Origin of the sequence: Edaphobacter flagellatus, assembly GCF_025264665.1 — a bacterium.
GTDB lineage: Bacteria > Acidobacteriota > Terriglobia > Terriglobales > Acidobacteriaceae > Edaphobacter > Edaphobacter flagellatus.
Genome location: NZ_CP073697.1, coordinates 3,794,008 through 3,818,364 on the forward strand (window position 1 = coordinate 3,794,008; position 24,357 = coordinate 3,818,364).

At 57.3% G+C, this 24,357-nt stretch carries 24 protein-coding genes; 16 read left to right on the forward strand and 8 right to left on the reverse strand.

Going from position 1 to position 24,357, the window contains the following annotated elements; all coding sequences use genetic code 11:
- The first annotated feature begins 28 nt into the window (after positions 1-28).
- Complete coding sequence (locus tag KFE13_RS15825) at positions 29-697, forward strand: DUF2959 domain-containing protein (protein WP_260704223.1); 669 nt, start codon at positions 29-31, stop codon at positions 695-697.
- A 5-nt stretch (positions 698-702) separates the two neighbouring features.
- Here KFE13_RS15825 and KFE13_RS15830 read toward each other — a convergent pair whose 3' ends face one another.
- On the reverse strand, positions 703-1,263 hold the full coding sequence (locus KFE13_RS15830) for an HdeD family acid-resistance protein (protein WP_260704225.1): 561 nt from the start codon (positions 1,261-1,263) through the stop codon (positions 703-705).
- Positions 1,264-1,539: 276 nt separating this feature from the next.
- On the opposite strand from KFE13_RS15830, the gene KFE13_RS15835 reads away from it, so the two are divergent.
- The 6 genes from KFE13_RS15835 to KFE13_RS15860 are packed head-to-tail and all read left to right on the forward strand — an operon-like array spanning position 1,540 to position 7,194.
- The gene (locus KFE13_RS15835; RefSeq protein ID WP_260704226.1) at positions 1,540-3,174 is read left to right on the forward strand and encodes a GspE/PulE family protein; all 1,635 of its coding nucleotides are present in this window, start codon (positions 1,540-1,542) and stop codon (positions 3,172-3,174) included.
- Positions 3,175-3,223: 49 nt separating this feature from the next.
- Positions 3,224-4,252 (forward strand): type IV pilus biogenesis protein PilM, encoded by a 1,029-nt coding sequence (locus KFE13_RS15840; protein WP_260704228.1) that lies wholly within the window; start codon positions 3,224-3,226, stop codon positions 4,250-4,252.
- Positions 4,252-5,004 (forward strand): PilN domain-containing protein, encoded by a 753-nt coding sequence (locus tag KFE13_RS15845; RefSeq protein ID WP_260704230.1) that lies wholly within the window; start codon positions 4,252-4,254, stop codon positions 5,002-5,004. Before KFE13_RS15840 ends, KFE13_RS15845 begins: the two co-directional genes overlap by 1 nt.
- Positions 5,001-5,678, forward strand: coding sequence for a hypothetical protein (locus KFE13_RS15850; protein ID WP_260704232.1), 678 nt, complete (start codon positions 5,001-5,003; stop codon positions 5,676-5,678). Before KFE13_RS15845 ends, KFE13_RS15850 begins: the two co-directional genes overlap by 4 nt.
- Positions 5,675-6,271 (forward strand): hypothetical protein, encoded by a 597-nt coding sequence (locus tag KFE13_RS18625; protein ID WP_313900655.1) that lies wholly within the window; start codon positions 5,675-5,677, stop codon positions 6,269-6,271. The genes KFE13_RS15850 and KFE13_RS18625 overlap by 4 nt, the downstream gene beginning before the upstream one ends.
- An 11-nt stretch (positions 6,272-6,282) precedes the next feature.
- On the forward strand, positions 6,283-7,194 hold the full coding sequence (locus KFE13_RS15860) for a type II secretion system protein (protein WP_260704234.1): 912 nt from the start codon (positions 6,283-6,285) through the stop codon (positions 7,192-7,194).
- A gap of 47 nt (positions 7,195-7,241) precedes the next feature.
- On the opposite strand, the gene KFE13_RS15865 is transcribed toward KFE13_RS15860, so the two are convergent.
- The 4 genes from KFE13_RS15865 to KFE13_RS15880 all read right to left on the reverse strand — a co-directional run bounded on the left by KFE13_RS15865 (position 7,242) and on the right by KFE13_RS15880 (position 10,310).
- Positions 7,242-7,610, reverse strand: coding sequence for a VOC family protein (locus KFE13_RS15865; RefSeq protein ID WP_260704236.1), 369 nt, complete (start codon positions 7,608-7,610; stop codon positions 7,242-7,244).
- 106 nt (positions 7,611-7,716) lie between these two features.
- On the reverse strand, positions 7,717-8,085 hold the full coding sequence (locus tag KFE13_RS15870) for an MmcQ/YjbR family DNA-binding protein (protein WP_260704238.1): 369 nt from the start codon (positions 8,083-8,085) through the stop codon (positions 7,717-7,719).
- A gap of 95 nt (positions 8,086-8,180) precedes the next feature.
- Positions 8,181-9,767: a DHA2 family efflux MFS transporter permease subunit gene (locus KFE13_RS15875; protein WP_260704240.1), complete on the reverse strand. Its 1,587-nt coding sequence runs from the start codon at positions 9,765-9,767 to the stop codon at positions 8,181-8,183.
- Positions 9,768-9,974: 207 nt separating this feature from the next.
- Entirely contained in the window at positions 9,975-10,310 is a 336-nt protein-coding gene (locus KFE13_RS15880; protein ID WP_260704242.1) for a hypothetical protein, read from the reverse strand.
- A 292-nt stretch (positions 10,311-10,602) separates the two neighbouring features.
- On the opposite strand from KFE13_RS15880, the gene dnaK reads away from it, so the two are divergent.
- From dnaK to KFE13_RS15920, 8 genes are all read left to right on the forward strand, one after another.
- A complete protein-coding gene (gene dnaK, locus KFE13_RS15885; protein ID WP_260704256.1) occupies positions 10,603-12,513 on the forward strand; it encodes a molecular chaperone DnaK in 1,911 nt (636 codons plus the stop codon).
- A 229-nt stretch (positions 12,514-12,742) separates the two neighbouring features.
- On the forward strand, positions 12,743-12,913 hold the full coding sequence (locus KFE13_RS15890; protein WP_260704259.1) for a hypothetical protein: 171 nt from the start codon (positions 12,743-12,745) through the stop codon (positions 12,911-12,913).
- Between the two features lie 136 nt (positions 12,914-13,049).
- On the forward strand, positions 13,050-13,934 hold the full coding sequence (locus tag KFE13_RS15895) for an Fpg/Nei family DNA glycosylase (RefSeq protein WP_260704261.1): 885 nt from the start codon (positions 13,050-13,052) through the stop codon (positions 13,932-13,934).
- An 83-nt stretch (positions 13,935-14,017) separates the two neighbouring features.
- Positions 14,018-15,238 (forward strand): J domain-containing protein, encoded by a 1,221-nt coding sequence (locus KFE13_RS15900; RefSeq protein ID WP_260704263.1) that lies wholly within the window; start codon positions 14,018-14,020, stop codon positions 15,236-15,238.
- 103 nt (positions 15,239-15,341) lie between these two features.
- Positions 15,342-16,097: a LolA-like protein gene (locus KFE13_RS15905; protein WP_260704266.1), complete on the forward strand. Its 756-nt coding sequence runs from the start codon at positions 15,342-15,344 to the stop codon at positions 16,095-16,097.
- Between the two features lie 63 nt (positions 16,098-16,160).
- Positions 16,161-16,559, forward strand: coding sequence for a MerR family transcriptional regulator (locus KFE13_RS15910; RefSeq protein ID WP_260704267.1), 399 nt, complete (start codon positions 16,161-16,163; stop codon positions 16,557-16,559).
- On the forward strand, positions 16,556-16,882 hold the full coding sequence (gene sugE / locus KFE13_RS15915) for a quaternary ammonium compound efflux SMR transporter SugE (protein ID WP_260704275.1): 327 nt from the start codon (positions 16,556-16,558) through the stop codon (positions 16,880-16,882). Before KFE13_RS15910 ends, sugE begins: the two co-directional genes overlap by 4 nt.
- 72 nt (positions 16,883-16,954) lie before the next feature.
- Positions 16,955-18,139, forward strand: coding sequence for a glycosyltransferase (locus tag KFE13_RS15920; RefSeq protein ID WP_260704285.1), 1,185 nt, complete (start codon positions 16,955-16,957; stop codon positions 18,137-18,139).
- A 4-nt stretch (positions 18,140-18,143) separates the two neighbouring features.
- Here KFE13_RS15920 and KFE13_RS15925 read toward each other — a convergent pair whose 3' ends face one another.
- Together KFE13_RS15925 and KFE13_RS15930 are read right to left on the reverse strand one after the other, a co-directional pair.
- Entirely contained in the window at positions 18,144-20,087 is a 1,944-nt protein-coding gene (locus tag KFE13_RS15925) for an ArnT family glycosyltransferase (protein WP_260704287.1), read from the reverse strand.
- An 82-nt stretch (positions 20,088-20,169) separates the two neighbouring features.
- Entirely contained in the window at positions 20,170-22,050 is a 1,881-nt protein-coding gene (locus tag KFE13_RS15930; RefSeq protein WP_260704288.1) for an ArnT family glycosyltransferase, read from the reverse strand.
- A 174-nt stretch (positions 22,051-22,224) separates the two neighbouring features.
- Between KFE13_RS15930 and KFE13_RS15935 the strand changes: the two genes are divergently transcribed.
- Positions 22,225-23,790 carry a Ppx/GppA phosphatase family protein gene (locus tag KFE13_RS15935; protein ID WP_260706983.1) on the forward strand — a complete coding sequence of 522 codons (1,566 nt, stop codon included), beginning with the start codon at positions 22,225-22,227 and terminating at the stop codon, positions 23,788-23,790.
- Here the strand turns inward: KFE13_RS15935 and KFE13_RS15940 are convergent.
- Positions 23,742-24,278, reverse strand: a complete 537-nt coding sequence (locus KFE13_RS15940) for a SixA phosphatase family protein (protein WP_260704291.1) — start codon at positions 24,276-24,278, stop codon at positions 23,742-23,744. The two genes, KFE13_RS15935 and KFE13_RS15940, sit on opposite strands and share 49 nt — an antisense overlap.
- Positions 24,279-24,357 lie beyond the last annotated feature (79 nt).

Below are 24,357 nucleotides of genomic sequence, written 5' to 3' on the forward strand. Positions count from 1 at the left end.
GAACCTTCTGGACAAGTGAGGTACTTTGATGACTTTGCAAAGCCGATCCACCCTCTCGGTTTGCTGCGGCTTCCTGTGCGTGCTGCTGCTTGCAGGCTGTACGAAAACGTACTACAAAGCGATGGCGACGCTGGGAAAAGAGAAGCGCGACATTCTCGTCTCGCGCGTAAAGGACTCGAAGAAGGACCAGCAGCAAGCCAAAGAGCAGATTCAAACGACGATGGAAAAATTCCAGGAACTGACCGGTTTTCAAGGTGGTTCGCTCGAAAAGAAGTACAAGGAGCTGAACGGGCAGTACGAAAAGGCCGCAGAAAGTGCGAAGAAGCTCCACGACCGTATCGACTCCATCGATCAGGTCTCATCGGATCTTTTCAAGGAGTGGCAGAAGGAGATCGATGGGATGGAGAACAAAAAGTTGAAGCAGCAGTCGGCCGACATGCTGCGCCAGTCGAGGCTGCAGGAAGCAGGCTATATCAAGTCGATGCGCCAGACCGAGGCGCGCATGACGCCTGTACTCGCGGCCTTTCACGATCAGGTAATCTTCCTGAAACATAACCTCAACGCTCGCGCCATCGGCTCGTTGAAGGGAACATCCACACAGATCTCAACCGATGTCGATGTGCTGCTGACACAGCTCGACGGCTCCATGGCGCAGGCCGATGCGCTCATCAACTCGCTGAACGCGAATGGGCAGTAGTTCGCTTAGAACGCCTTTAGAACCCGCTTTGCCGCCAGCGACAACATCAGGCGTGAAATACCGCTGAAGAGGATGCTGACTCCGACCAGCGTACCGATAGCCCAGACGCTGCTCGATGGCCACGACCGCCAGATCATCAGAGCCAGCAGGAACGTGATCAGTCCATCAAAGAGCAGCCAGCCCGATCCGTCCCGCGGACGAACCTGAAAGTAGAGGACAACCTCGAAAACCGCTTCGGTGAAGAGGTAAATGGCCAGCAGCAGTGTAAGCGTCGTCAGCCCGGCGAGCGGATGCATAAGCAGATAGACGCCGGTGAAAAGATAGATTGCACCGAGCAGCAGCTCCCAGAGGAGGCTTCCCGTGGTGTGAGTCTTGAAGGCGAGGATAAAGTGCGTTACGCCGCTGACAATCAGCGCCCAGCCCACGAAGATGGCAACGCCGATACCGCCGACAAAAGGAATCATCAGCGTAAAGAAGCCGGCGAGAATAAGGAGAATGCTGAGCACGAGAGACCAGTTGGCGGTTTTATGGGCAAAATCGGTGATGGGATTGGCGTTGCTGCTCATGCGGAAGATCCTCCAAAAGATGTAGAAATGATGGGACCCAGGATCAGCAAAAAATAGGTGAGACGAATAGTACGATAGACCTGAGCATCTGGCCAGCGGGAAATCAATCCACACACAGATGCAGTTGTTATTTACTTTGTTGCAGTTACAAAAACACAGGTGTCCTTTTTTGTCGCCGTTCATTTCATGGGCCACTTTGCCGGAGCAAAGCGATCTCACATTTGAGACGGTTCTGGTCGATCAGTAACGGTTAAGCGGTACGGGAGTCTTACGGGTATGGCAAATATTCCACTGGCGATTCCAGTCGGTGAACTGGGTGTCGACGAGGTCGAGCGGGCGCAGACGCTGGCTCGCCGCTATCACGCCGAGTTTGTCGACCTGAAGAACTTCAAGATTCAGCACGAATTGTTCAAGCGCGTGCCGGTGGACATGATGTTCCGCTACAGTTTCGTGCCGCTGGAGCAGGTCGGCTCGCGGCTGGCAATCGCCGTCTCCGACCCCTCGAAGCTGATGGTGCTAGATGAGATTTCCGGTCTCCTCGGAACGCGTCTTGAGACACGTGTAGCAACCCTGTCGCAGATCAATGAGTTGCTCAAGAAGACGGAGCAGTCGCAGCGTGTGCTCGACGAGGCGAGCGAGGGGCTGGCCTTCGATGTCCTCTCCAACGAAGACAACCCGGATGAGAACATCTCTATCGAGCGGCTGACCAGCGAAGACGACATCTCGCCGATCATCCGTCTGGTCGATACAACGATCTTCACCGCACTCGAACGCCGTGCCTCCGACATCCATCTCGAAACCTTCGACGACTCGCTGCTGGTCAAGTACCGTATCGACGGCGTGTTGCAGCAGGCGATGGCTCCCATTGCGCGCGAACATCACCAGACGATCCTTTCACGCATCAAGGTCATGAGCGAGCTCGACATCGCCGAGCGCCGCGTGCCGCAGGACGGACGCTTCCGCGTACGCTACAAAGGCCGCCTGATCGATTTCCGTGTCTCCATCATGCCGACCGTGCATGGTGAGAACGCGGTGCTCCGCGTGCTCGACAAGGAGTCGATGAGCGAGAAATTCAAGAAGCTCTCGCTCGACGTTGTCGGCTTTGCCGAGCGCGACCTTGAGCGCTTCCGCCGTTACATTAAAGAGCCTTACGGCATGGTGCTCGTCACCGGACCGACCGGTTCGGGTAAGACGACAACCCTTTATGCGGCGCTCAACGAGATCAAGAGCGAAGAAGACAAAATCATCACCATCGAAGATCCCGTCGAGTATCAGATTCGCGGCATTACGCAGATTCCGGTAAACGAGAAGAAGGGCCTCACCTTCGCTCGCGGCTTGCGCTCTATTCTGCGTCATGACCCAGACAAAATTCTCGTCGGTGAGATCCGCGACGCCGAAACGGCGCAGATTGCCATCAACTCGGCGCTGACAGGTCATCTCGTCTTCACCACTGTTCACGCCAACAACGTGGTCGACGTGCTGGGCCGCTTTCTCAATATGGGCGTCGAACCCTACAACTTCGTCTCGGCGCTGAACTGTATCCTGGCGCAGCGGCTCGTTCGCCAGATATGCGAGTTCTGCGCACGCGAAGTGTATTACGACGACGCGACGCTGCTTGCCAGCGGCCTCGATGCAGACGAGTGGCGCAGTTTCCGCTTCCGCGAGGGCGCCGGCTGCATGGAGTGCGGCGGCACTGGATATCGCGGCCGTTCGGCGATTCACGAGCTGCTCGAGCTGGACGACGAGATTCGCGAGATGCTGCTGGCCAAGAAGCCCGGAAGCGAGATTCGCAAGAAGGCCCGTGAGAAGGGGATGGCCTTCCTGCGCGATTCTGCGCTGGAACGGGTGAGGGCCGGAATTACGACGCTCAAGGAGATCAACAAGGTTACGTTTATCGAATCGGGACGTTAACCCTTGTGATTGCGAACTGCGCGCGAGATACAGGATAAGCTGGGACGGAATGGAGATTTTGCCGAAAAACCTGGGGACGCGCCCCCGGCTTGCCGTTGAGGTCAGGCCCGAGGGAGTCGTTGCAGCCAGGGCCGAAGATGCGCAGGCGCTGCTTGCTGCTGTGGCCGAGCGTTCGTTGCCCGAGGGCGTTCTTATGCCGGGCCTGAAGGCGGGTAATGTTGTCGATGGAATGCGGCTGGCTGCCGTATTACGCGAGGCGCTGGACGTCGTGGCTGCCCGCGGTGGCGAGCGTACGCGCTATGTCACGCTGGTGATACCCGATGCCGCGACACGGGTTCTCCTGCTGGAGTTCGACGAGATGCCTGCAAAGCCTGCCGAGGCGCTCCCGATCGTGCGTTTCCGGCTGAAAAAGCTTGTGCCTTTCGATCCCGATCATGCAGCGGTGAGCTACCAGGTGATGTCAGCCGAACGAGGCAGCGTGCAGGTGCTGGTGGTTGCGATGCCAAGCGATGTTCTGGCGGAATATGAAGGCGCGGTGACGGCTGCTGGTTATATGCCGGGAGCGGTCCTGCCTTCAACGCTGGCTACGCTGGCTTGTCTCGATGAACAGGAGGCTCCTGTGCTTGTCGCCAATGCAGGACGCGGCGGTGTGACGACAGCCATCGTTCGTCGCGGAGCTTTACTGCTGCATCGCGCGCTGGAGCTGGCTGGCGATCCTACCGATGCACGCTCGCTGGAAACCCTGCAGGCTGCCGGTGTGGTGTACGACCGCATTGAGGCTGAGGCACTGATCGAGACGCAGGTACTGGAGGCTGAAGCGCATGGTTCTGCGCGTGAGGTGGCCCAGTCGGTAAGTGTCGCCGTAGCCTACTTCGAGGACACACTCGCGTCGGTTCCTGATGGGATATTCTCGGCTGGAACGATTGGAGCCGATGGTCTGCAGACAATTTTGGAGGAAAACGGTATTACAGCGCTGAAGGTGCGTGAGATAGTAGGCGCCGATGGACTGACCGCCGGCGCGGCGTCTCGCGTGCCGCGTGGCTGGCTTGCCGGCGTCCGGGGAGCGTTGAGGAACTGATGCGGATCTCCGTCAATCTTGCAACGCGTCCATTTGTCGAGCTGCGTCCGTTGTTCGCGAAGCTGCGCCTTGCCGTTATTGCACTCGCATTGCTGGCCGTGGCGTTTACATTTGCGCTGCGTTCCCTGAACGCCAAAGCTCGTGGTGCTGAAGCGCAGATGAATGCACTGAAGGCGAAGACGCTCCAGTATCGAACGGAGCGTCAGCGCAACGAAGCGCGAATGCGTCAGCCGCAGAACATGGCCGTGCTTGAACGCAGCCAGTTCCTGAATGCATTGTTCGTACGTAAAAGTTTCAGCTGGACGGCCGTTATGATGGACCTCGAACGCGTACTGCCATCCGGTGTGCAGGTGACCAGCATCGAGCCGGTCACCTCGAAGAGCGGCGAGGTGAGTATACGGCTGCGCGTCAGCGGCGATCGCGACCGCGCCGTACAACTGGTGCGTAATCTCGAGCGCGCGCAGCGGTTTATCTCTCCCCGGCTGGCAAGTGAATCAGCACAGGCGCAGGAATCGAACGGCCGCGGTGGTTTTCAGCAGACTGCGTCACCGGGTGCGGTGGAGTTCGACATCCTGAGTGGATATAACCCGTTGTCGGAGCCAGTCAAAGCGACGAAGGAAGAAGCTGCGCCGACTACTCCAGATTCTGCCGATTCGATGCAACAAAGCGACAGATTGCAGGTCCCGCGGCGTGCGCGCGGCGCAAAAGCTGCTCCGCCAAAGCAGCGGCCGTTGATGGGTGGTGTGCGATGACGGCGATGACGCGAGTCGCAGCAGTGGCGCAGGGCATGCAGGGCGCAACCGAGAGGACGCGTCGCATGGTGACACGGCTGAACCTCTATTACACGGCGGTTGCCGCGCTGGCAGTGGTGAATCTGTATCTACTGGTGCAGATGGGCCTCGCATGGCGGGCAGCGAACAGCGAAGATGCCAATGCTCTTGCGCAGCAGACAGTAGCCATGCAGACGGCGGAGATCGCCAAGAAACCTCTCGAGGGGCTGGACGCTAAGCTGACGACAGCGACTGAAGATGCGGATAAGTTCTACGATGCGCGTTTGCCGGTGGCATACTCCGATGTGCTGGCCGAACTTGGCGCGCTAACGAAGAAGCAGGGTGTCAAGCTGGTTCGTGTGGGATATGCGGAGTCGCCGGTGCTGGAAGGCGGCAAAATGCTGACAGAAGTTCGCATGGATGCGAGCCTCAATGGCGATTATCGTCCGCTGGTCCTGTTTATGAACTCGCTGGAGCGGGACAAGATGTTCTTCCTGATCCGCGGCGTGGCTCTTACCGGGCAACAGAGTGGCACTGTGGGCCTCAGACTTGCGCTGACTACATATTTGCGCCCTACGGAGCGTGGAGGCAAACCGGCGAAGGCGGCTGACAGCGCTCTGCCTGCAACGGCAGCGAGCAGGAGCGGCGCGCAATGAATCTGACTCCTGATGTGCAAAAGAAGGCGATCGCCGTGGGTGCGTTTGTGTTGGTAGCTGCAGGCATTCTGTACTACCAGCTGAGCGACAGCAGCCCTGCGCCGAGACCGGTGCAGCCTGTTGTGACGACACAGCCTGCGGCTCCCGCTACAGCGACGGCTTCCAGCGGCACGGCGAAGAGCCTGGGCACAACCTCAGCGCAACTCGATCCGACCTTGAAGATGGGTCCGATGCTGATGACCGAGAAGCTGGTGTATTCCGGCACGGGTCGGAATATCTTCTCGGTAGCTTCAGCGCCGGTTGAGATACCGAAGCCGATTGCCTCGGCTAGACCGAAGACTCCGCCTCCACCTGTTTACACTCCTCCACCTGGACCACCGCCACCGCCTCCAATCGACCTGAAGTTTTTTGGGACAGCGACTGCGGCGGGCGGAAAGCGTCAGGCGCTCCTGCTGCATGGGCAGGATGTGTTTCTTGCGATGGACGGCGATATCGTTCAGCGCCGGTATCGCGTCATAACAGTGTCGGCAAACTCAGTGCTGGTGGAGGACATGGCGAACAACAACCGCCAGACTCTTCCGCTCTCGCATTGAGGAAGTGAATCATGAGTAAGAGAAACAACAGAACGCAGCACGAAGAAGGCTTCATGCTTATTGGAGTCGTTGTGCTGGTGTTTCTGGTTTTGCTGACGCTCAGTATTGCAGCCCCTAAGGTAGCGCGCGCACTGCGGCGTGACCAGGAAGTCGAATCGATTCATCGTGCCAATGAGTATGTCCGCGCGATTCAGCTCTACTATCGCAAGTTCGGGCACTATCCGGGCAACATGGAGCAGCTGGAGAAGTCGAACAACATCCGCTTCCTGCGCCAGAAGTATGTTGATCCCATGACGGGCAAGCCGAACTGGCGGCTGATCCATCAGGGCGAAGCGAAGACGACGGTAAAAGGATTCTTCGGCCAGCCGCTTTCGGGGTTGCCGGGAGGTGCAGGCGGGTTGGGATCAGCGGCTTCAATGGTTTCGCCGGGACAAGGCGGAAGCGCGACGGTTAACGGCAGCAGCCCAACCAGCTCAGGCTCTAGCGGTACGGGCGGAGGCACAGGGCCAACTGGCTCCAGTTTTAGCTTGGGCTCCTCGCCTTTTTCGAGCTCTTCTAACAACTCCGGCAGCCCCAATTCCGGCCCAGGTTCAGGTTTGGGATCATCTACGGGGGCAAATAGCGGAAGCAGCCAACTGAGTTCTATTGGGGGCGCACCGATCGTCGGTGTCGGTAGCTCGAAGACGGGCGATTCGATTTCGATTGTCAATGAGCAGACGACTTACCAGACATGGGAATTTCTGTATGATCCGCGGATCGAGCAGCTCAAGGCCAAGGCAGCCTTGTTGGGAGGAGCCGCTTCGAGCAGCACGAACAGTTTCGGCTTAGGGACAGCGCCGAGTGCCAGTCCTGGATTGAATGCGAATCCTGGGTCAACGACTCCTTCGTCGTCTTCTGGGTCGGCTCCAACGACTCCGCAATAAAGGGCGCTCCGTTATAGGAGCGCCCGGGTGATTCCATACACATAGAACTACTTGCTGCCCGTTGCCTGCCACAAGGCGATTGGTGCTCCCGTCGGATCGACGAGGATTGAGAAGATGCCATGGCCGGGAACGACCTGCTCGCGCATCACAACGGTTGCGCCAAGCGACGCACCCTTGTCTGTAGCGGCCTTCAGATCTTCGACGCCGACGTAAGGTACCCATGCTTTTTCCGTGGGAGTGCCGGGCATGGAAAATATACCTCCGCCGGGGCCCTCCCCGGCCTTGAACATGGAGTATGTGCCTGCAGGGCCCATGTTCTGGTCATCGAAGGTCCAGCCAAAGAGGCCGGAGTAGAATGCCTTTGCTTTTGCTAGATCGGGAGTGTTGAGTTCAAGGTGAACGAAGGGTTGTGACATATTCAGTTCCTTTAGGTGGAATGAGCGAACGGCCCTCATCCTACTCGCTTGAGTCATGGAGTGTGTTGCGGCTGGAGGTAAATTTCCGTCAATTTGTGACGGAAGATCAGGGCCGGGAGGAGGATTTTCGCGACGATTTACGGCTTTTTGCTGTGCGCTGGTTTTTCTCGAGACGGAGGTTATAGGCGGCGCGTAGGGCTCCGGTGAGGATGTCTTCTGTTGCGAGAGTCAGTCGGATGTGCGTCATGCCCATGCGGCCCCAGCCTCCAGCGATGGGGAGAAAGATATCAGGCTGGTCTGTAATGAAAGCCTGCTGCAGCTCCGGGCTGAGCATAAGGTTGCCGTAGCCTTGTTTCTCAGAAGCGAGGGTGGCGAAGATGTGACCGCCGACGCGGAAGTCAGCCGCTCCCATATGGGAGGATTCTTCGGTGCCGTCAAGGGAGAGAGCAATGCGGCGAAAATCGGAGGGCTTCATGGGGGAAAGTATGGCACCGCTTGCAATGCCTGTGCTTGGAGAAATCGGAAGCTACCGGGGCGAAAAAGCGCAAGTGACGGTGTTGTCTATACACCTTAGTGCACGTTGGCGGGACCTTTACCGGGTTTTACCTTCTTGAGCATCCACACAGCGAGAACGCAGGAGAAGCTGAGCAGAGATAGCCAGCGGAAGACGTCGACGAAGGCCCAGCTTGCAGCCTGCCGCTGCAGCTCACCATAGAGCGTCGCATTGGCAGGCCCTGCTGCATTCGCCGGGCCGAAATAGTTCGTGAGTGCTCCGGTGGTGTTACGGACGGCGTTCTGGAACTGCTGGCCCGTGATGGGGACGGAGTTAGTGATGTAATTCTGGTGCGCGGCGGTGCGGCGGGTAAGCAGAGTCTGCGCGACCGAGATGCCGATGCTGCCGCCTACGTTGCGCATCAGGTTGAAGAGTCCGCTGGCGTTGCCGAGCTGTTCGTTTGGCAGAGTCCCATAAGCCGCAGTGGTAATGGGCACGAAGACGAAGCTGAGCCCGAAGCCGGTGATGAGGATCGGAACGAGCAGAGTGGTTGGTGAGATGTCGAGCGTGATCTGTCCGAAGTAGAAGGTCGTCAGTCCGAAGACGACGAAGCCGAAGGTAAGCAGGTACCGTGGGTCGACCTTATTGGAAAGGTACCCGATAACAGGCATGCCGCAAATGGCTCCCAGCCCACGCGGGGCGACGACGACCCCTGCGGTGAAGGCGGTGTAGCCAAGCAGCTCCTGATAGAAGAGCGGCAGCACGGTCACGGTGGAGTAGATGGCGATGCCGAAGAGGAATATCAGCAGGCAGCCGATGGCGAAGTTTCGGTTTTTGAGGACCTTCAGATTGACCAGCGGGTTCTTTCGATGCCAGGAGGTCCAGCACCACCAAAGGAAGGCCGCGATCATGATGGGGAAGGCGATGCAAATCCAGCTAGCTCCGAACCAATCGTCCTCTTGCCCCTTGTCGAGGATGACCTGCAGCAGGCCTGTCCAGACAACGAGAGCGCCGAAGCCCAGGTTGTCGAAGGCCGGGACTTTGGCGTTCTTGATGTACGGCGGGTCGTGGACGAAGCGGGAGATCATGATAACGGCAAGAATGCCGACGGGGATGTTGATGTAGAAGGCGTAGCGCCAGGAATAGGTGTCGGTAAGCCAGCCGCCGAGTGTTGGGCCGAGGACGGGAGCGACGACGACACCGAAGGCGAAGACAGCTGCTGCGGCTCCGCGCTTGGATGGTGGGAAAGATTCAAAGAGGATGGCCTGGGAAAGTGGCTGGAGCGCGCCGCCGCCTGCTCCCTGGACAATGCGGGCCAGCAGCATAATGGGCAGCGTGGGGGCTGCTCCGCAGGCGAAGCTGGCGACGGTGAAGATGATGACGCAGATGATCAGGAAGTTCTTGCGCCCGAAGCGCAGAGAGAACCAGTTGCTGGCGGGCAGGACGATGGCATTCGCGACCAGGTAGCTGGTCAGGACCCAGGTGGCCTCATCATTGGAGGCCGAAAGGGAGCCGGCAATATAGGGGAGCGCGACGGACGCGATGGCGGTGTCGAGCACCTCCATAAAGGTGGCCAGCATGACGGACGCGGCGATGAGCCAGGGATTGACCCCGTGAGTGACTTCGGCGGAGCGGTCCGCTGGTACGGCTGCGGTACTGGACATGAACCTGCCTTTGTCTTCCGGAGAAGAGAGCGTTTATAGAAACTACACCTAATTGGATGTCGATCGCAGTAAGTCGTAGCGACAGGGCAGCATGTTATCGCGGAGATGAGCGATAAACGGCAAAAAAAGCGCGCCGAAGTTGGCGCGCCAAGAGTGGAGGACATCATTCGGGAAAATCGTGTCAGACCTGTGAGTAGGCTGGCCGTCCTATTGACCGTAGCTGCGGGACTCGTAATGGTGGCCCATGGCGTCGATCTCTCCGGCAAGGGCATAGGCTGTGGCGCTGGAATGTACGGGAGAGAACGGCTGGTTCCGATGGAGGCTGGGAGCGTGGCGGATCTCAGGGGTCCGGCGATAATCGAGGTTCTCAAAGCGACGGGTGGCCGTAAGGGTGTCGCCTGAGCGCCAGGTAGAGAAGCGGGCAGCGGCATTAGAAGAGCAACCGGAGAGTAGACCGGCTACCAGTCCAGCTATTCCGAGGGTGGCTACTTTGAGAAGACGGCGGGTGGTACGGCGAGGGTCAGAAGCTTTACGGGGACGCATGGGTGTTTCTCCGCAGGCAGAATTTGTTCAAATTACAGGACTTCAGAGCCTTTCAATGGATGAAGGTTAACTTTGATGGTTCTTTGGAGCAATGACCAAATGGTGGCAGGAGGTGACGAATGGTTTGGCTAAGGAATTGAGTTGGGGGAATTTGTCAAATCTGTGCATCCATATTGCATTATTTAACATCAGATAGATTGACAGTAAGTGACTCAAGGTGTGATGATGCAAAGGTGAGTCAAGCGATCTCAGACCGCACCAGGGCCGTTGTCTGTTTATGAGGAGAGAAGTGATGGGAAAAATTATTGGAATTGACCTCGGAACGACCAATTCGTGCGTCGCCGTTATGGAAGGCGGCGAACCGAAGGTTATTCCGAATGAGGAAGGCGGACGCACTACCCCTTCTATCGTCGCGTTTACCAAAAGTGGTGAGCGTCTGGTGGGCCAGGTGGCCAAGCGTCAGGCGATCACGAACCCGGAGAACACGATTTACTCGATCAAGCGCTTTATGGGGCGCCGCTATGACGAGGTGAGCGATGAGATGAAGATGGTGCCCTACAAGGTTGTGAAGCAGGGCGATCATATTGCCGTCGTAGCACAGGGTAAGGAGTACACCGCGCCGGAGGTCTCGGCGATGATCCTTCAGAAGCTCAAGAAGGCTGCTGAGGACTATCTCGGCACGAGCGTGACCGAGGCTGTCATTACGGTTCCGGCGTACTTCAACGACGCGCAGCGTCAGGCGACCAAGGATGCGGGCAAGATTGCCGGTCTCGAGGTAAAGCGTATCGTAAACGAGCCGACGGCGGCTGCATTGGCTTATGGCCTCGACAAGAAGAAGGACGAGACGATTGCCGTGTATGACTTCGGCGGCGGTACGTTCGATATCTCAATTCTTGAGGTTGGCGAGGGCGTGATTGAGGTGAAGTCGACCAACGGTGATACGCACCTGGGCGGCGACAATCTGGACGAGCGCATCGTCGACTGGCTGATCAAGGAGTTCAAGGATGAGACGGGTCTCGACCTGCGTTCCAAGGGCAACGAGATGGCTCTGCAGCGTCTGAAGGACGCGGCAGAGCGCGCCAAGATCGAGCTTTCAACGGCGCAGGAGACGGAGATCAATCTTCCCTTCATTACTGCCGATGCGAGTGGGCCGAAGCATCTGGTGCGCAAGCTGACACGTGCGAAGCTCGAGCAGCTGGTGGCCGACCTTCTGGAGAAGTCAGTTGGACCCTGCAAGCAGGCGATGAAGGATGCGGGCGTTGACGCCAGCAAGATTGACGAGGTTGTGCTGGTCGGCGGACAGACCCGCATGCCTGCAATCCAGGAACTCGTCAAGAAGCTCTTCGGCAAAGAGCCGCACAAGGGTGTGAACCCGGATGAGGTCGTTGCGATCGGCGCTGCGGTTCAGGCTGGCGTTCTGGCTGGCGATGTGAAGGATCTGCTGCTGCTTGACGTGACTCCGCTGACTCTCTCCATCGAGACGATGGGTGGAGTAGCGACGCCAATGATCCAGCGCAACACGACGATTCCGACGAAGAAGACGGAGACGTTTTCGACGGCGGCTGACAACCAGACTGAGGTTGAAGTCCACGTGCTGCAGGGCGAGCGTCCGATGGCGGCGCAGAACAGGACTCTGGGCAAATTCAAGCTGAGCGGAATTCCTCCGGCTCCGCGTGGCGTGCCCCAGATCGAGGTGACCTTCGACATCGACGCGAACGGTATTCTGAACGTGACGGCGAAGGACAACGCGACGGGCAAAGACCAGAAGATCACGATTACGAGTTCTTCGGGGCTGAGCTCGGAAGAGGTTGAGCGCATGGCCAAGGAAGCCGAGTCGCACGCCGCCGAGGATAAGGAACAGCGCGAGAGGATTGAGGCTCGCAATGGACTGGACTCCCTGGTGTACAACGTCGAGAAGATGCTGCGTGAGTCGGGTGACAAGGTCTCCGGTTCGGACAAGGGCGACGTTGAGTCGGCCTTGGAAGAAGCGAAGAAGACGTTGAGCGGATCGCCGAGCGCAAGTGAGCTGAATTCGGCAAAGGATCGTCTAACATCTGCGAGCCATAAGCTTGCAGAGGCGATGTACAAGGCCAATGCTTCAACGGGACAGCCGGAGCAGGCTGCCCAGGCAACAGCCGAAGAGCCAAAGAAGGACGAAGGTGTTATTGATGCCGAATACGTGGATGTAGACGATAAAAAGTAAGGCGTCTGCACCTGCCAGCAAGGCAAAGATGAAAGAGGTGTAGAGGGGCGTTCGTAAGCGGGTGCCCCTCTCGCTTTATTAGGCCCGATGGATTGTATGGCGTGTAGTATTGTGCGACTTACTCTCAGGAAAGGTGTTGAACGTGAATAGCAGAAGGAGTGAAGAAGAACTCTCCGATCAGTTGTGGTTAGAGAACCTGGAGCTCAATCGATACACAGGAGGCAAGGCGATGACCGAGACGATGTGGAGATGCGATCAGGTTCGTGCAGGCCGGCTCTATAACCGCATGATGTTTGATACGCGGGAGGAAGCGGAGCAGTTTGTACGGAAGATGCAGCAGATGGAGCCCGACCAGATGTTTTCGATTGAAGCGATCGAGGCGAAACAGATCTGGAACTGAACGATTTTCTCTGGTTTGAGAACACAGTTTTTGTGAGTCGTTTTTCTAGAATAGAAGCAGTGAAAATTTCAGGCGACGGTAGTTTTCTGGCTAAGGCCAGTACCGTCGCCCATCGTTTGTCTGGAGGCGTGGAACGATGCCGGAGGGAAATGAGATTCATCGCTGGGCTGCGCGGCACGAGGCAGCATTTGCAGGCAAGCCGGTCCGCGTGGATGGTCCGCAGGGCCGGTTTACCGATGCCGATGTGATCGACGGACGCAAGCTGGAGCGCGTGATGGCCGTTGGTAAGCACCTGGGGTATGACTTCGGCAAGGACAGGATTCTGCATGTGCATCTGGGGCTTCAGGGAGACTTTACCGAAGGCTCTGGGCCGCTGCCGGAGGTGAAGGGCGCGTTGCGTCTGCGGATGTGGAATGCGACGAAGATCAGGAAGCCGGCGATTCCAGGCGAGAGCAAACGTCATGCATGGTACTCGGAGGATGACGGTACAGGGCATCTTGATCCGGAACAGATTGCCTGGGTAGAGCTTCGCGGGCCGATGGACTGCTCGTTATATACGCAGGAAAAGTGGGATGGGCTGGTGAAGAAGCTTGGTCCCGATCCGTTGAATGGTGATGGGCCGGAGAAGATGCTGCCTAAGGTGGCGAAGAGTCGCAAGCCAATCGCCGAGCTACTGATGGACCAGGCGATGTTTGCTGGTGTGGGCAATATCTTCCGCGCTGAACTGTTGTATCGCGCGAGGCTCAGTCCGTTTAAACCGGGCAAAGATGTAGATGAAAAGACCCTGCGGTCGATATGGAAAGATGCGACTGTATTGATGCCGGAGGCGATGGTGGATCGCAGGATTATTACGACAAAACCTGTCGACCGTCCGCATAAGACTGGGCAGGCATTGAAGGAAGAGGCCCATTATGTTTACCGGCGTAATGGGTTACCGTGTTTTATCTGCGGAACCGTGGTGAAGAAGCAGGAGATGGCGGGCAGGAACTTGTTTTGGTGTCCTACGTGCCAGGCAGAGTGATACGAGAATTTTGAAGGTGCGGACAAGCTGAGCTGGTTGCAGAATAGGAAGAGGGCCAGTGAAGTTCGAGAAGAATAGAGATTATGGCGACGACGAAGAATAAAGACTACTACGGAGTGCTTGGGGTCAAGAAAACGGCGACGGCGGATGACATCCGCAAGGCGTTCCGCAAGCAGGCACGGAAGTATCACCCCGATGTAAATCCGGGCGACAAGAAAGCCGAGGAGAAGTTCAAAGAGATCTCCGAAGCGAACGATGTGCTGAGCGACGAGAAGAAGCGAAAGATCTACGACCAGCTGGGCTTCTATTCGGACAACATCGATCCCGCGGCGGCTGAGGCTGCGGCCCGTGGCGGTTATGGCGGCTTTGGTGGGACGCAGGCCGGTCGAGGCGGGGCGCAGGAGGTTCCGTTCGACTTCAGCGGCTTTGACTTCTCAGATTTTACTGGTGAGGGAAGACAACAGGAGCAAGCGGGTGGTGGCGGCTTCCGCGACATCTTCAGCCAGATGTTTACTGGCGGGCGAAATAAGGCATCGCGCGGGCCGCAGCCAGGTACAGATCTCGAGTACCAGATTCATGTGGACTTCTGGACGGCGATCGAAGGTGGCGTGACGCGGTTGGAGATTCAGCGGCAGGAGATCTGTCCGACGTGCAAGGGCAAGGCGACGACGGGTGGGAGTGTGGAGTGCCCGGAGTGCCACGGATCGGGCCAGGTGACGCAAATGGGTGGGCGGATGAAGTTCAACATTCAGTGTCCGCGATGCGGTGGCTCAGGCAAGGTGCAAAATACCTGTCCTACATGCCACGGTGACGGTGTCGTCACAAAGACGGAGCCGCTGGAGTTTCGCATTAAGCCGGGCACACGTGACGGACAGAGAATCCGTTTGGCAGGGAAGGGTAATGCAGGAACGAACGGCGGCCCTGCGGGTGATCTGTATCTGATTATCAAGGTGGGAACGAATCCGGTATTTACGCGAACCGGAGACGATATCTATGTGACAGTGCCGGTGACGGTGTCGGAGGCGGCGCTGGGCGCAAAGATCGACGTCCCGACGATCGATACGCATGACGGCGGTCCGCGGACGCAATTGAAGATTCCGCCGGGAACGCAGACGGGGCAGAAGCTGCGGCTTCGCGAGAAGGGTGTGGCGTCGGCGGTGCATGAAGGCAAGCGCGGCGACCAGATCGTCGAAGTGAAGATCGTGGTGCCCAAGGTTCAGGATGAGCGCTCGAAAGAGATTCTGCGCGAACTGGCCAAACTGAACCCCGAAGACCCGCGTGAGGAGCTTTTCGCGAAGGCCTGAGCAACGGTCTTATTCATCGTTAAATTGCCTCCCAGACATCGGACGTTTGCACAAATACCGGTGCAGCTGTGCTGGAATCACCTTGAGGTATGGAGGTGGTTCCATGCAGCAGCTAGCGGGTGGGCTGGTTTTAGCGGGCGTGTGTCTGATGGGTACACACGCGGTGTGGGCGCAGGATGGACCTTCAGCAGATGCGATTGTCCATGAACTTCAGGTTAGAAATGCGGAGAGGCAGCGGGAACTCGATAGCTATACGGGCGAACGAGCCTACCGCGTGGAATATCACGGCACGGGCGGCGAGCATCATGGCGAGATTGCCGTGCATGTGGAGTATGGGGCTCAGGGTGAAAAGCATCTGACCGTAGTCTCTGAGACAGGCTCGAAGCTGATTTGCGAGCGTGTGCTGCGCAAGATGGTCGAGACGGAGCAAGAAGCTTCGGAGCGGGGAAATCGCGTGCAAACGATGCTTTCGCCGGAGAACTACAGCTTCGAGCTGCTTGGGCAGGAGACGGTAGACGGTGTGCCGGCGTGGATCTTGCGAGTCTCTCCAAAGGTGGACAACAAGCTGACATATCGCGGCCGTATCTGGGTAAACGAGGATGATTATGCGGTTGTGCGAGTGCAGGGCGAGCCGGCGAAGAATCCGTCATGGTGGATCAATCGCGCGAGTTTTGACTGGCGGTATGGCAAACATGGTCGGTTCTGGTTGCCGGAACGCAGCGTCGCGGTGAGCCATGTACGTATCGGCGGCGAAGCGAAATTGACGATTGAGTATGCTGCCTATCGCATCGTTGCTCAAGGGCCGAAGCCGCCGATGACAGATACAGCACAGCTTTCTGAACGCCATTCGGCACAGTAGGTTCGCATGTTGGATGCTGTCGCGCTAGACTTTGAGGAGGAGTCTGGACGAGGTTCTCGCAGCATGGCGACAAAGCGCAAGAGTAAAGGGGCGTACATGATCTCGGCGGTGGCCGAGATGTATCAGATTCATCCGCAGACGCTGCGTCTTTACGAGCGTGAAGGGCTGTTGCGTCCTTCGCGGAGCGAAGGCAATACGCGTCTGTATACCGATGAAGATCTTGAGCGGCTGGAGTTTATTCTGAATCTGGCGCGCGACCTGGGTGTGAATATTGCAGGTATCGGCGTGATTCTGCAGATGCGTGAGCGCATGGAAGAGATGAACCGTCAGATGCAGGGCTTTGTCGACTATGTGCGGACTGAGATGCTGTCGCGGATGCAGCAGCAGCAGTCGTCGGGGACAGGGCTGGTTCCGATGCGTCGGCCGATGGTAGTTTCTGTGAAGGGGACGAAGAAGCGTTGAAAGAGTATGCGTGGGCGATTCTGCTGGTCGCAGGTATCTTTGAGACTGGCTGGGCTGTGGGGTTGAAGTACACCCAGGGATTTACAAGGCTGGGCTGGTCGATTGCCACGGGCGTGATGATCGTCATCAGCATGGGTCTGCTTGGGGTGGCGGCACGGTATCTTCCTTTGGGGACGGCGTACGCAGTGTGGACAGGCATTGGCGCCGTGGGCACGGTGATTCTTGGAATTGTGCTGTTTGGGGAGTCGGCTGCATTCGCTCGGCTGGCCTGCGTAGGGCTGATTATTGCTGGAATCATTGGGCTGAAGTTTCTGAGCCATTGAGCCATTTCAGCGCGGTAGACTGGTCTTCGGCCTGATTTGAGCATGATTTGATCCTGGCTGGCTGAAGGTACGATGAGCTTGTTGCTGCAGATTCTGTTTTGGTGTGCCGTGATCGGCACGGTAACCTCCACAATTTATGTGTTGATGGTCGTAGTTGCGGCGATACGGTTTGGCTTGCGCCGTCGTCGCGATGACAAGCCGGGGGATTTTCTGCCTCCGCTAAGTGTGCTGAAGCCGTTGCACGGACTCGAGCCGGGACTGGAAGAGAATCTTAGGACCTTCTTCGAGCAGGACTATCGCGCATATCAGCCGGAGTTTGAACTGCTGTTTTGCGCGCGATATGAGTCAGACAAGGGGCTGCAGCTCGCCCAAACGATTGGAGCTCGCTACCCACAGGTGCAGGCGCGATATCTCACCTGCGGTGAGCCGCAGTATCCTAACGCGAAGATGTATTCGCTTGGCGTGATGGCGGAAGCGGCGCGTTATGAGCATGTTGTGACGAGCGATGCTGATGCGCGAATCGATCACAGCCTTCTAAGGAGAGTAGTGCAGCCTCTGGCGGATCCGAAGCTGGCATTATCGTCATGTCTCTACCTGGGAACTTCGGATGTGTCTGACCTGACAACGCAGCTCGATGCAGTGGGCAAGAGCGTCGAAATGAGCTCGGGGGTGCTGGTGGCTGACATGGTGGAGGGAGGCACAAAATTCTCTCTGGGTGTGCTGGCAGCTCAACGTAAAAAATCATTTGCCGATGCGGGAGGCTACAACGATCTGGGCCAGTATTACGCAGAGGATTATGTTTTAGGGCACCGGCTGGCAGAGCAGGGGCAGAACGTAATCATGTCCGCATCGATCATCAGGCTGGTGGTGCCTAAGACGCCATTCGTCGTCTCGTTCAAGAATCAGTTGCGCTGGATGCAGAGCACGCGGCGATCGCGTCCGTGGGGCCATCTGGGGACAGGGCTGACGTTTTCCGTCCCGTTTGGTTTACTGGGATTGCTGTGGGGCGTGTTCGCTGACAGGCCCGAGTTAGGGTTGTTGTGGCTGCTGGCGACGTGCGCGAACCGCTGGCTTCAGGCTGGTGTGATGCTGCGTGCATTGGGCGAGCCGAAGTGGATATGGCAGACCTTTATCTATCCGTTGCGCGATTTTCTGGGAGGAGTGCTCTGGCTCTCCAGCTACCTGCCTGGACAGGTTTATTACCACGGGGGCAAGTATTCGATTGATACGGATGGCAAGTATAAGGCGATCAGCTGAGCTACTAGTGGTTGCTGAGAATCGTCTTGCCTCCTGATGAAGCAAGGATGTGGGAGGCACCGTAAGGATCCAGATCATGCTGGCGTACCGCTGGGTTATAAGTAAAGAGGAAGACGCGGCGCGGTCCTGCCCATAGCTGGCGTAGCGAGTCTTCGCTCTCGAAGATGCGTGGAGAGTCAGGCCAGAGGCTTCCGTACCAGAGTCCATTGACGTTGCCGTTGATGAGATGAAGTTGATGCCGGGTGTAGAAGGCAAGCGACGAACCGGAGGTTAATTCACCGTCAAGGATGATCTGGTCCGCGGGTTGCAGGCCGGCGTGATTGATGGCAACGGCAAGTTCTTTTGAGCCGATGATGGGGTAGAAGCGCGTAAGGCCTTCATGCGCTCCGAGCAGCGCAAAGGTCATCGCTACGCCGAGGGTAAGGTTCGCGGCGCAGAGCTGTCCGCGGTGGCGGAGAATGTAGCTGACCGGGCCGACGACGAGCATTGCGAGGGCGACAATTACAAGTGGGCCGCGGAAGAGTCCCATGGCAGCGCCTGTGAGATCAAAGATGTGACCAAGGGAGAGATTGTAGAACTCGGGATTCGCTGCAAGTAGCGACGCGATATCGGTGCCTGGCGCGGGTTTCGGTGCGGTGATCGCGAAGTATCCGCAGACGACCGCAATCAATGTACTGAGCGGCACTAAACACCAGCGCGACCATCGCAAAGCACTATCTCGCGCGGAGGGTAGCCCGGCATCGGCGCGTGCAAGAAGCCCTCCTGCCATGAGCGCAAGTGCGGGGATGGCGGGGAGGTTGTAGTACTCCTGGCGGCTGGAGAGGGTGAAAAATCCAAGCACGAGCCCCGCCCAGAGAAGCAGCGAAAGCGCGGCCTCACAGCGGCGTGCTGTTACTGCAGTGCGCTGGCGCAGGTCGCGGATGTGCGTGACAATCGCGGGCACAAGGAAAGCTGCCCACGGCATCACCCATAGTGCACTCAGTAGCCAGAAGAGCGGGATGGGAACTTGTCCATAGTCATGCGGAATACGTTTGCCGAGGAAGCGGGCGATGTGCTCGTTGTAGAGATAGAACCAGGCCCACCCGCCTCTAGCTGGAAGCCCAAGCCCGGGGGGAAGAGGAATGGCGGGGGTTCGCAGTGCCGCAAGGATATGCCACGGTGCGGCGATCGCAAGAAAGACTGTAGTGCTCGCGAGCAGGTGAAGCTGCGAAAGAAGTCGTATCTGGCGCGTGAGCGCCAGGTATCCAATCACAAAGCCAATGGGAAAGACCAGGCCGATTAACCCTTTGGTAAGGACATTGAGTGCCATGACAGCTGCAAAACCCAGTGCAGGCAAAAGCGCCGAACGATTTTTGCGGATGCGATCCAGTGCGATCAGAAAGAGGTGAACGCCTACCGTCATCCACAGCGTAAGAACAATATCCGGAATATAAAAACGCGTATAGAGATACGGTCCTACGCAGGTCGCCATGGCGAGCGCCGCATAAAAGCCGCCTCTGTCAGGAGTGGAAGCGGGCGAGATGTCGCGAAAGAGACGGCTACCGAGTGCATAGATAGCCAGCAATAGCGCCAGCATCCCCAACGCCAGTGGCAGTCGCGCTGCCCAGTCATACGCTCCGAAGACACGCATACTGGCGGCCGACAACCAGTACATCAGCGGCGGCTTATCAAAGAAGCGGACGCCATTGATGTATGGAGTAATGTAGTCATGACGCACCAGCATCTCACGCGCGATTTCAGTGTAGATGGAATCCACATCATCGAGCAGCCCGGGAGTGAAGAGCCCTCCAATCTGCAAGAGCAGCCACGCAGCGACGATGACGGCTATGGAGCGAAGGTTCCATGTTTGCTTGATGGAGATATCTACCGCAGAGCTCACACGCTCTTGCGCTGCCTCGGCGGCAGTGCTGGGTTGGATTGCTACGAACTGGGTATCGGTCAGGTTCACTGGATGACTACGTTATGCCGGGCAAGAGTATCGAATGAAGATCAGTACGCCGCAAGCGGATGTTGAAAAGCAAAGAGTATGACTAATGATCGAGAGGACGATCGGTGAAGAGAGCCTTACCCGACGTTTCCTTGATGAGAATTTTATGGCTGCCGAGCAGTTTGTCGACGTCATCTCGCTTTTCAAGTGGAACGAAGAGGATTTTGCGTTCGCCTGTTCCCCAAATGTGCAATAAATCGTCCTGAGTGAGGAAGATGCGTGGGGCATCCTGAAAGGTGGAGCCGAAAAGCATAGAAGAGGAGCGCCCATCGACGAGATAGACGATTCGGCCAAGATAGAAGGCGATGGAAGAGCCGTAGGACTGGTCTCCGTAGAGAAGTATCTGTGTGTCCGGAGCGATAGAGCGATTCTGCTCCATCTGTCGAATCGTTCCCGCAAGATTTGCGGAGGAGAGCATAGGGGCAAAGCGGATGAGAGCGATATGCGCCGCAATGAGGAATACACCGCTGGTGAGTGCAATGGTAGTTGTAGAAGCGAGATGTTGACGTTTGCTACGTAGTCGCCATGCGATTACAGGTCCAACAGCCAGGGCAAGCATGGCGAGTGCGGCGGGAAGCCGTAGAGCAGCGAAGCTGGGGCCCGTAAGGTCGAAGAAATGTGACATTGAGAGCGTATAGTCGCCAACGCCGCGATGTGCGAGCATTTCGCCAATATCAGGAACGAAAGGAAGGTTGCGGCTGCTCCACAGGCCATAGGCGAGTGCGATTGCTGCGGCTATGCCGATGGCGGTGTAAGTGGCGTGGGCATAGCCGATCCAGTGTCGCGAGCGCTGGTCTTCGTTGTATGTACTTTCAGCACGCACCAGTGCCGCTGCAATCAGTGCCAGCAGCGGCAAATAAACGGGGAAGGTGTAGTACTCCTGATTGGTGGAAATGGAAAAGAAGACAAGGACAAGTACGGCAAAGACAAGAAATAGTAAAGCCGTACGGGAAGCGAAATTACTATAGGCCCTAAACGTTTGTCGTTGACGCCAACCCTGGAGAATGGCAATGGGAAAGAACAGGCTCCACGGAAATAACCAGACAAGATGCAGGCTCCAGAAGAGATAGCCGGGGAGCTTGTTGTAGTCCTTGGGATAACGCTTGCCGAGGAAGCGCAGGAAATGCTCGTTAATGAAGTAGAACCAGAAGAAACCGTGGCCGTTCATGCCGCCGGTATTTCGAAGCCCGGCCAGAATGTGCCAGGGGGCGGCTATCGCGAAAAAGAGGAGCAGCCCGGAAAAGGGCTTCAGCGCACGCCAGTTCTTATATTCGCCCGTGAGAGCAAGGTAAATAACGGCCGCTCCAAAGAAGAAGACCAATGCGACGAGGCCCTTGGTAAGTACTGCGAGCGCCAACGCTGTCCACATGACGTACGCGTAGGAGCCTTTCGATGATTCAGAGGCCTGCAGCAGACAGTAAAGTGCTGTCGACAAAAAGAGTGATAACAGAACTTCGGGGATATAAATGCGTGTGAAGAGAAAGACTCCGGTCGCCGTCAATATGCTGATGCCAGCGTAGAAGCCTGCGCGGCTGCTCCATGCACGTGTTGCCCAGTGGTATCCGAGCAAAGCCAGCAGCAGGACGCCGATAGCCTCAGGAAGGTGCGCCGCAAAGGTGTTGAACCCGAAGACACGGAAGCTGAGCGCGTCGAGCCAGTAGGGCAGCGGGGCTTTCTCTAGGTAACGGATGCCGTTAACTGTCAGCGTCACCATGTCGCCGGAGAGAGCCATATGACGAGCAGCATTGGCATGTGATGCGTCAGCATCGTCGAGCAGCGGGGGCGCAAAGAGAGCAGCGAAGTAGATCGCCAACCAGAGTCCGACGAGGGTGAACAAGGCCGTGGAGCGCCGCGGTCCATTCCGGATAGATAGAGGCTGGGATATGGATGCTGTGGGAAACGCGCTTAGGGTTGGGCTGGTCATTATCAGGAAAATTGCTCTTTAAAAGAGGATAAATGGGGAAAGGCGATTATCGGCGCTGATATGAAGAGGAATCGCTGAGAATTCTACATCCAGCGGGTTAGAACATCAGAAAGTTACGGCGTGGATGTATCTTGCTTGTGATAGATAATTTCCGTTGAGGTGATGACGAACGCGATGCCGACGTTTGCGGCGATTGATATCGGATCGAACTCCTGCCGGCTGAAGATAGCGACTGCTCACGCGCATCGGCTGAAGACGTTGCATGAGGACCGCGAGGTAACGCGGTTGGGTGAGAGCGTCTTTCAAACCGGGGTCATCTCACCCGAAGCCATGGCCGCGACGATTCGCGCATTGAAGCGCTTTCATAAAGCAGTGCAAATGCACGTCGCCGACAAGGTTCGCGTGGTGGCGACCAGCGCGATGCGCGACGCGCGCAACGCGCAGGCGTTTACGGAGTGGGTGCTTTCAGCAACTGGCTGGAATGTCGAAGTTATCTCCGGGTTGGAGGAGGGCCGGCTGATTCATCTGGGCGTCATCACACATGAAATTGGTGCTCGAGGCCGCTGTGTGCTGATCGATCTCGGTGGTGGAAGCTGCGAGATCACGCTCTCTGATGGCGGGAGAATCAAAGCTATGGCCAGCCTTCCGCTTGGGGCTGTGCGTTTGCAGCAGGAATTTTTGCAGGCGGACCCTCCACAGAAGGAAGACGTTGCCAGGTTGAAGCAGTTTATCGACCGCGAATTGAAGAAGGCGGAACGTCGCATCGGCATGCCTCGTTCTGCTCTGGTGATTGCAACCTCGGGTACCGCAGCCGCGTTGGCCGAAGCGGCCGGGCATGTTCGCAAGAAGAGTTCGGCGGGGAAGAAGACTCTGCAGAAGAAGCGGTTAGAGCATGTTGGTTCGATGACTGCCGAAGTAGCCGAGGTGCGTGCTCTGGCTGACAAGCTGGCGAAGATGCGCGACGAACAGCGAGCCGCCGTGCCGGGTATCGGTCCGCGCCGGTCGGAGATCATCGTTGGCGGCGCGTTTGTGTATGCCAGCCTGATGGAACGCTTCGGGCTGAAATCATTCCGTTACTCGGCACTTGGTCTGCGCGATGGCATTCTGGCACAGATGCTCGGCGATGTGGACCTGCGCGGCTCGGTGCATCAGAAGATCGAGAGCGAACGCTGGGCGGGTGTTCTTGAAGTATGCAATCGTTACAGTATTGAACTGCGACGCGTCGAGCCCATTCGGCAGCACGTCGTTGAGTTATTCGATGCGCTCGCGCGTGTTCATGAGCTTCCGGAGGAATACAAGCTTTGGCTTGAATCGGCGGCGATGATGCAGGATGTCGGCAAGTTTATGAATCACCAGGGACACCATCGCCATGCGCAGTACATCATTGCGAACTCCGAAATCTTTGGCTTCTCCCCGGAGCAGAGAGCTATTGTGAGCGCATTGGCACGTTACCTGGGCAAGACCCGTCCCGATCCGATGGATCGGGTGCTGAGGACGATCCCCGTGGAGGAGCACACAAACCTTGTGCGGGCGATTGTGTTGCTGCGCCTTGCCGTCGCGTTGAACCAGGATCGCGCCAGCGCTGTTGTGCGTCTGCGCACGCACGTGTATCCGAAGAGGGTCTTGCTGGAATTAGTCCCCGGCCGTGGCGGGGCAGAGTTGGAAGCCTGGTCGGTGAAGAAAGAAGCCGCTTACTTCCGCGAGATCTTCCGGCGCGAGCTCTTTGTCGAAGTGGTGTAAAGGGCACGTACCGTGCGGGGGTCGAGCAACCACAGTAGTGTTGCCGGAGCGCGATCGAACGACAACCTGGCCAAAGAACCTTTGCGCAATCGGATACGCGGAAGTGGTGTTGCTAAAGGCGGAACAAGCAGCGTCGCAAGAAACTGAGTGATATTCGGGTTGTGACCGACGACGAGAAGATTCTCGTAGAGTCTGCACTCCGAGAGCATCCTCTGAAAGTCACTGTAGGTAGCTTCGGGTGCCAATGCCTTTGAGATCAGGATCTGGCTCTCGTAGCCGGTTTCAGTTCCAACCAGCGAGGCAGTTTGAATGCTACGCTTCAGGGGGCTGGAGACGATCAGATCAAACTGAACCTTCAGCGCATTGAGCGTATGTGCCAGATGTAAGCAGTGGCGTTTGCCGTCCTTATCAAGTGGGCGTTTGATGTCGAGCAGGGGGTTCGGGCGTCGAACTCCCGCTGATGCGTGCCGAAGGACGAAAAGGTTCATAAGTCAAACTTTATTCTAGTGCATGCGTTGCTTATAGTCGCATCCGGCTTTGGCGGCAGGGCTAACGAAGCTGCTATAT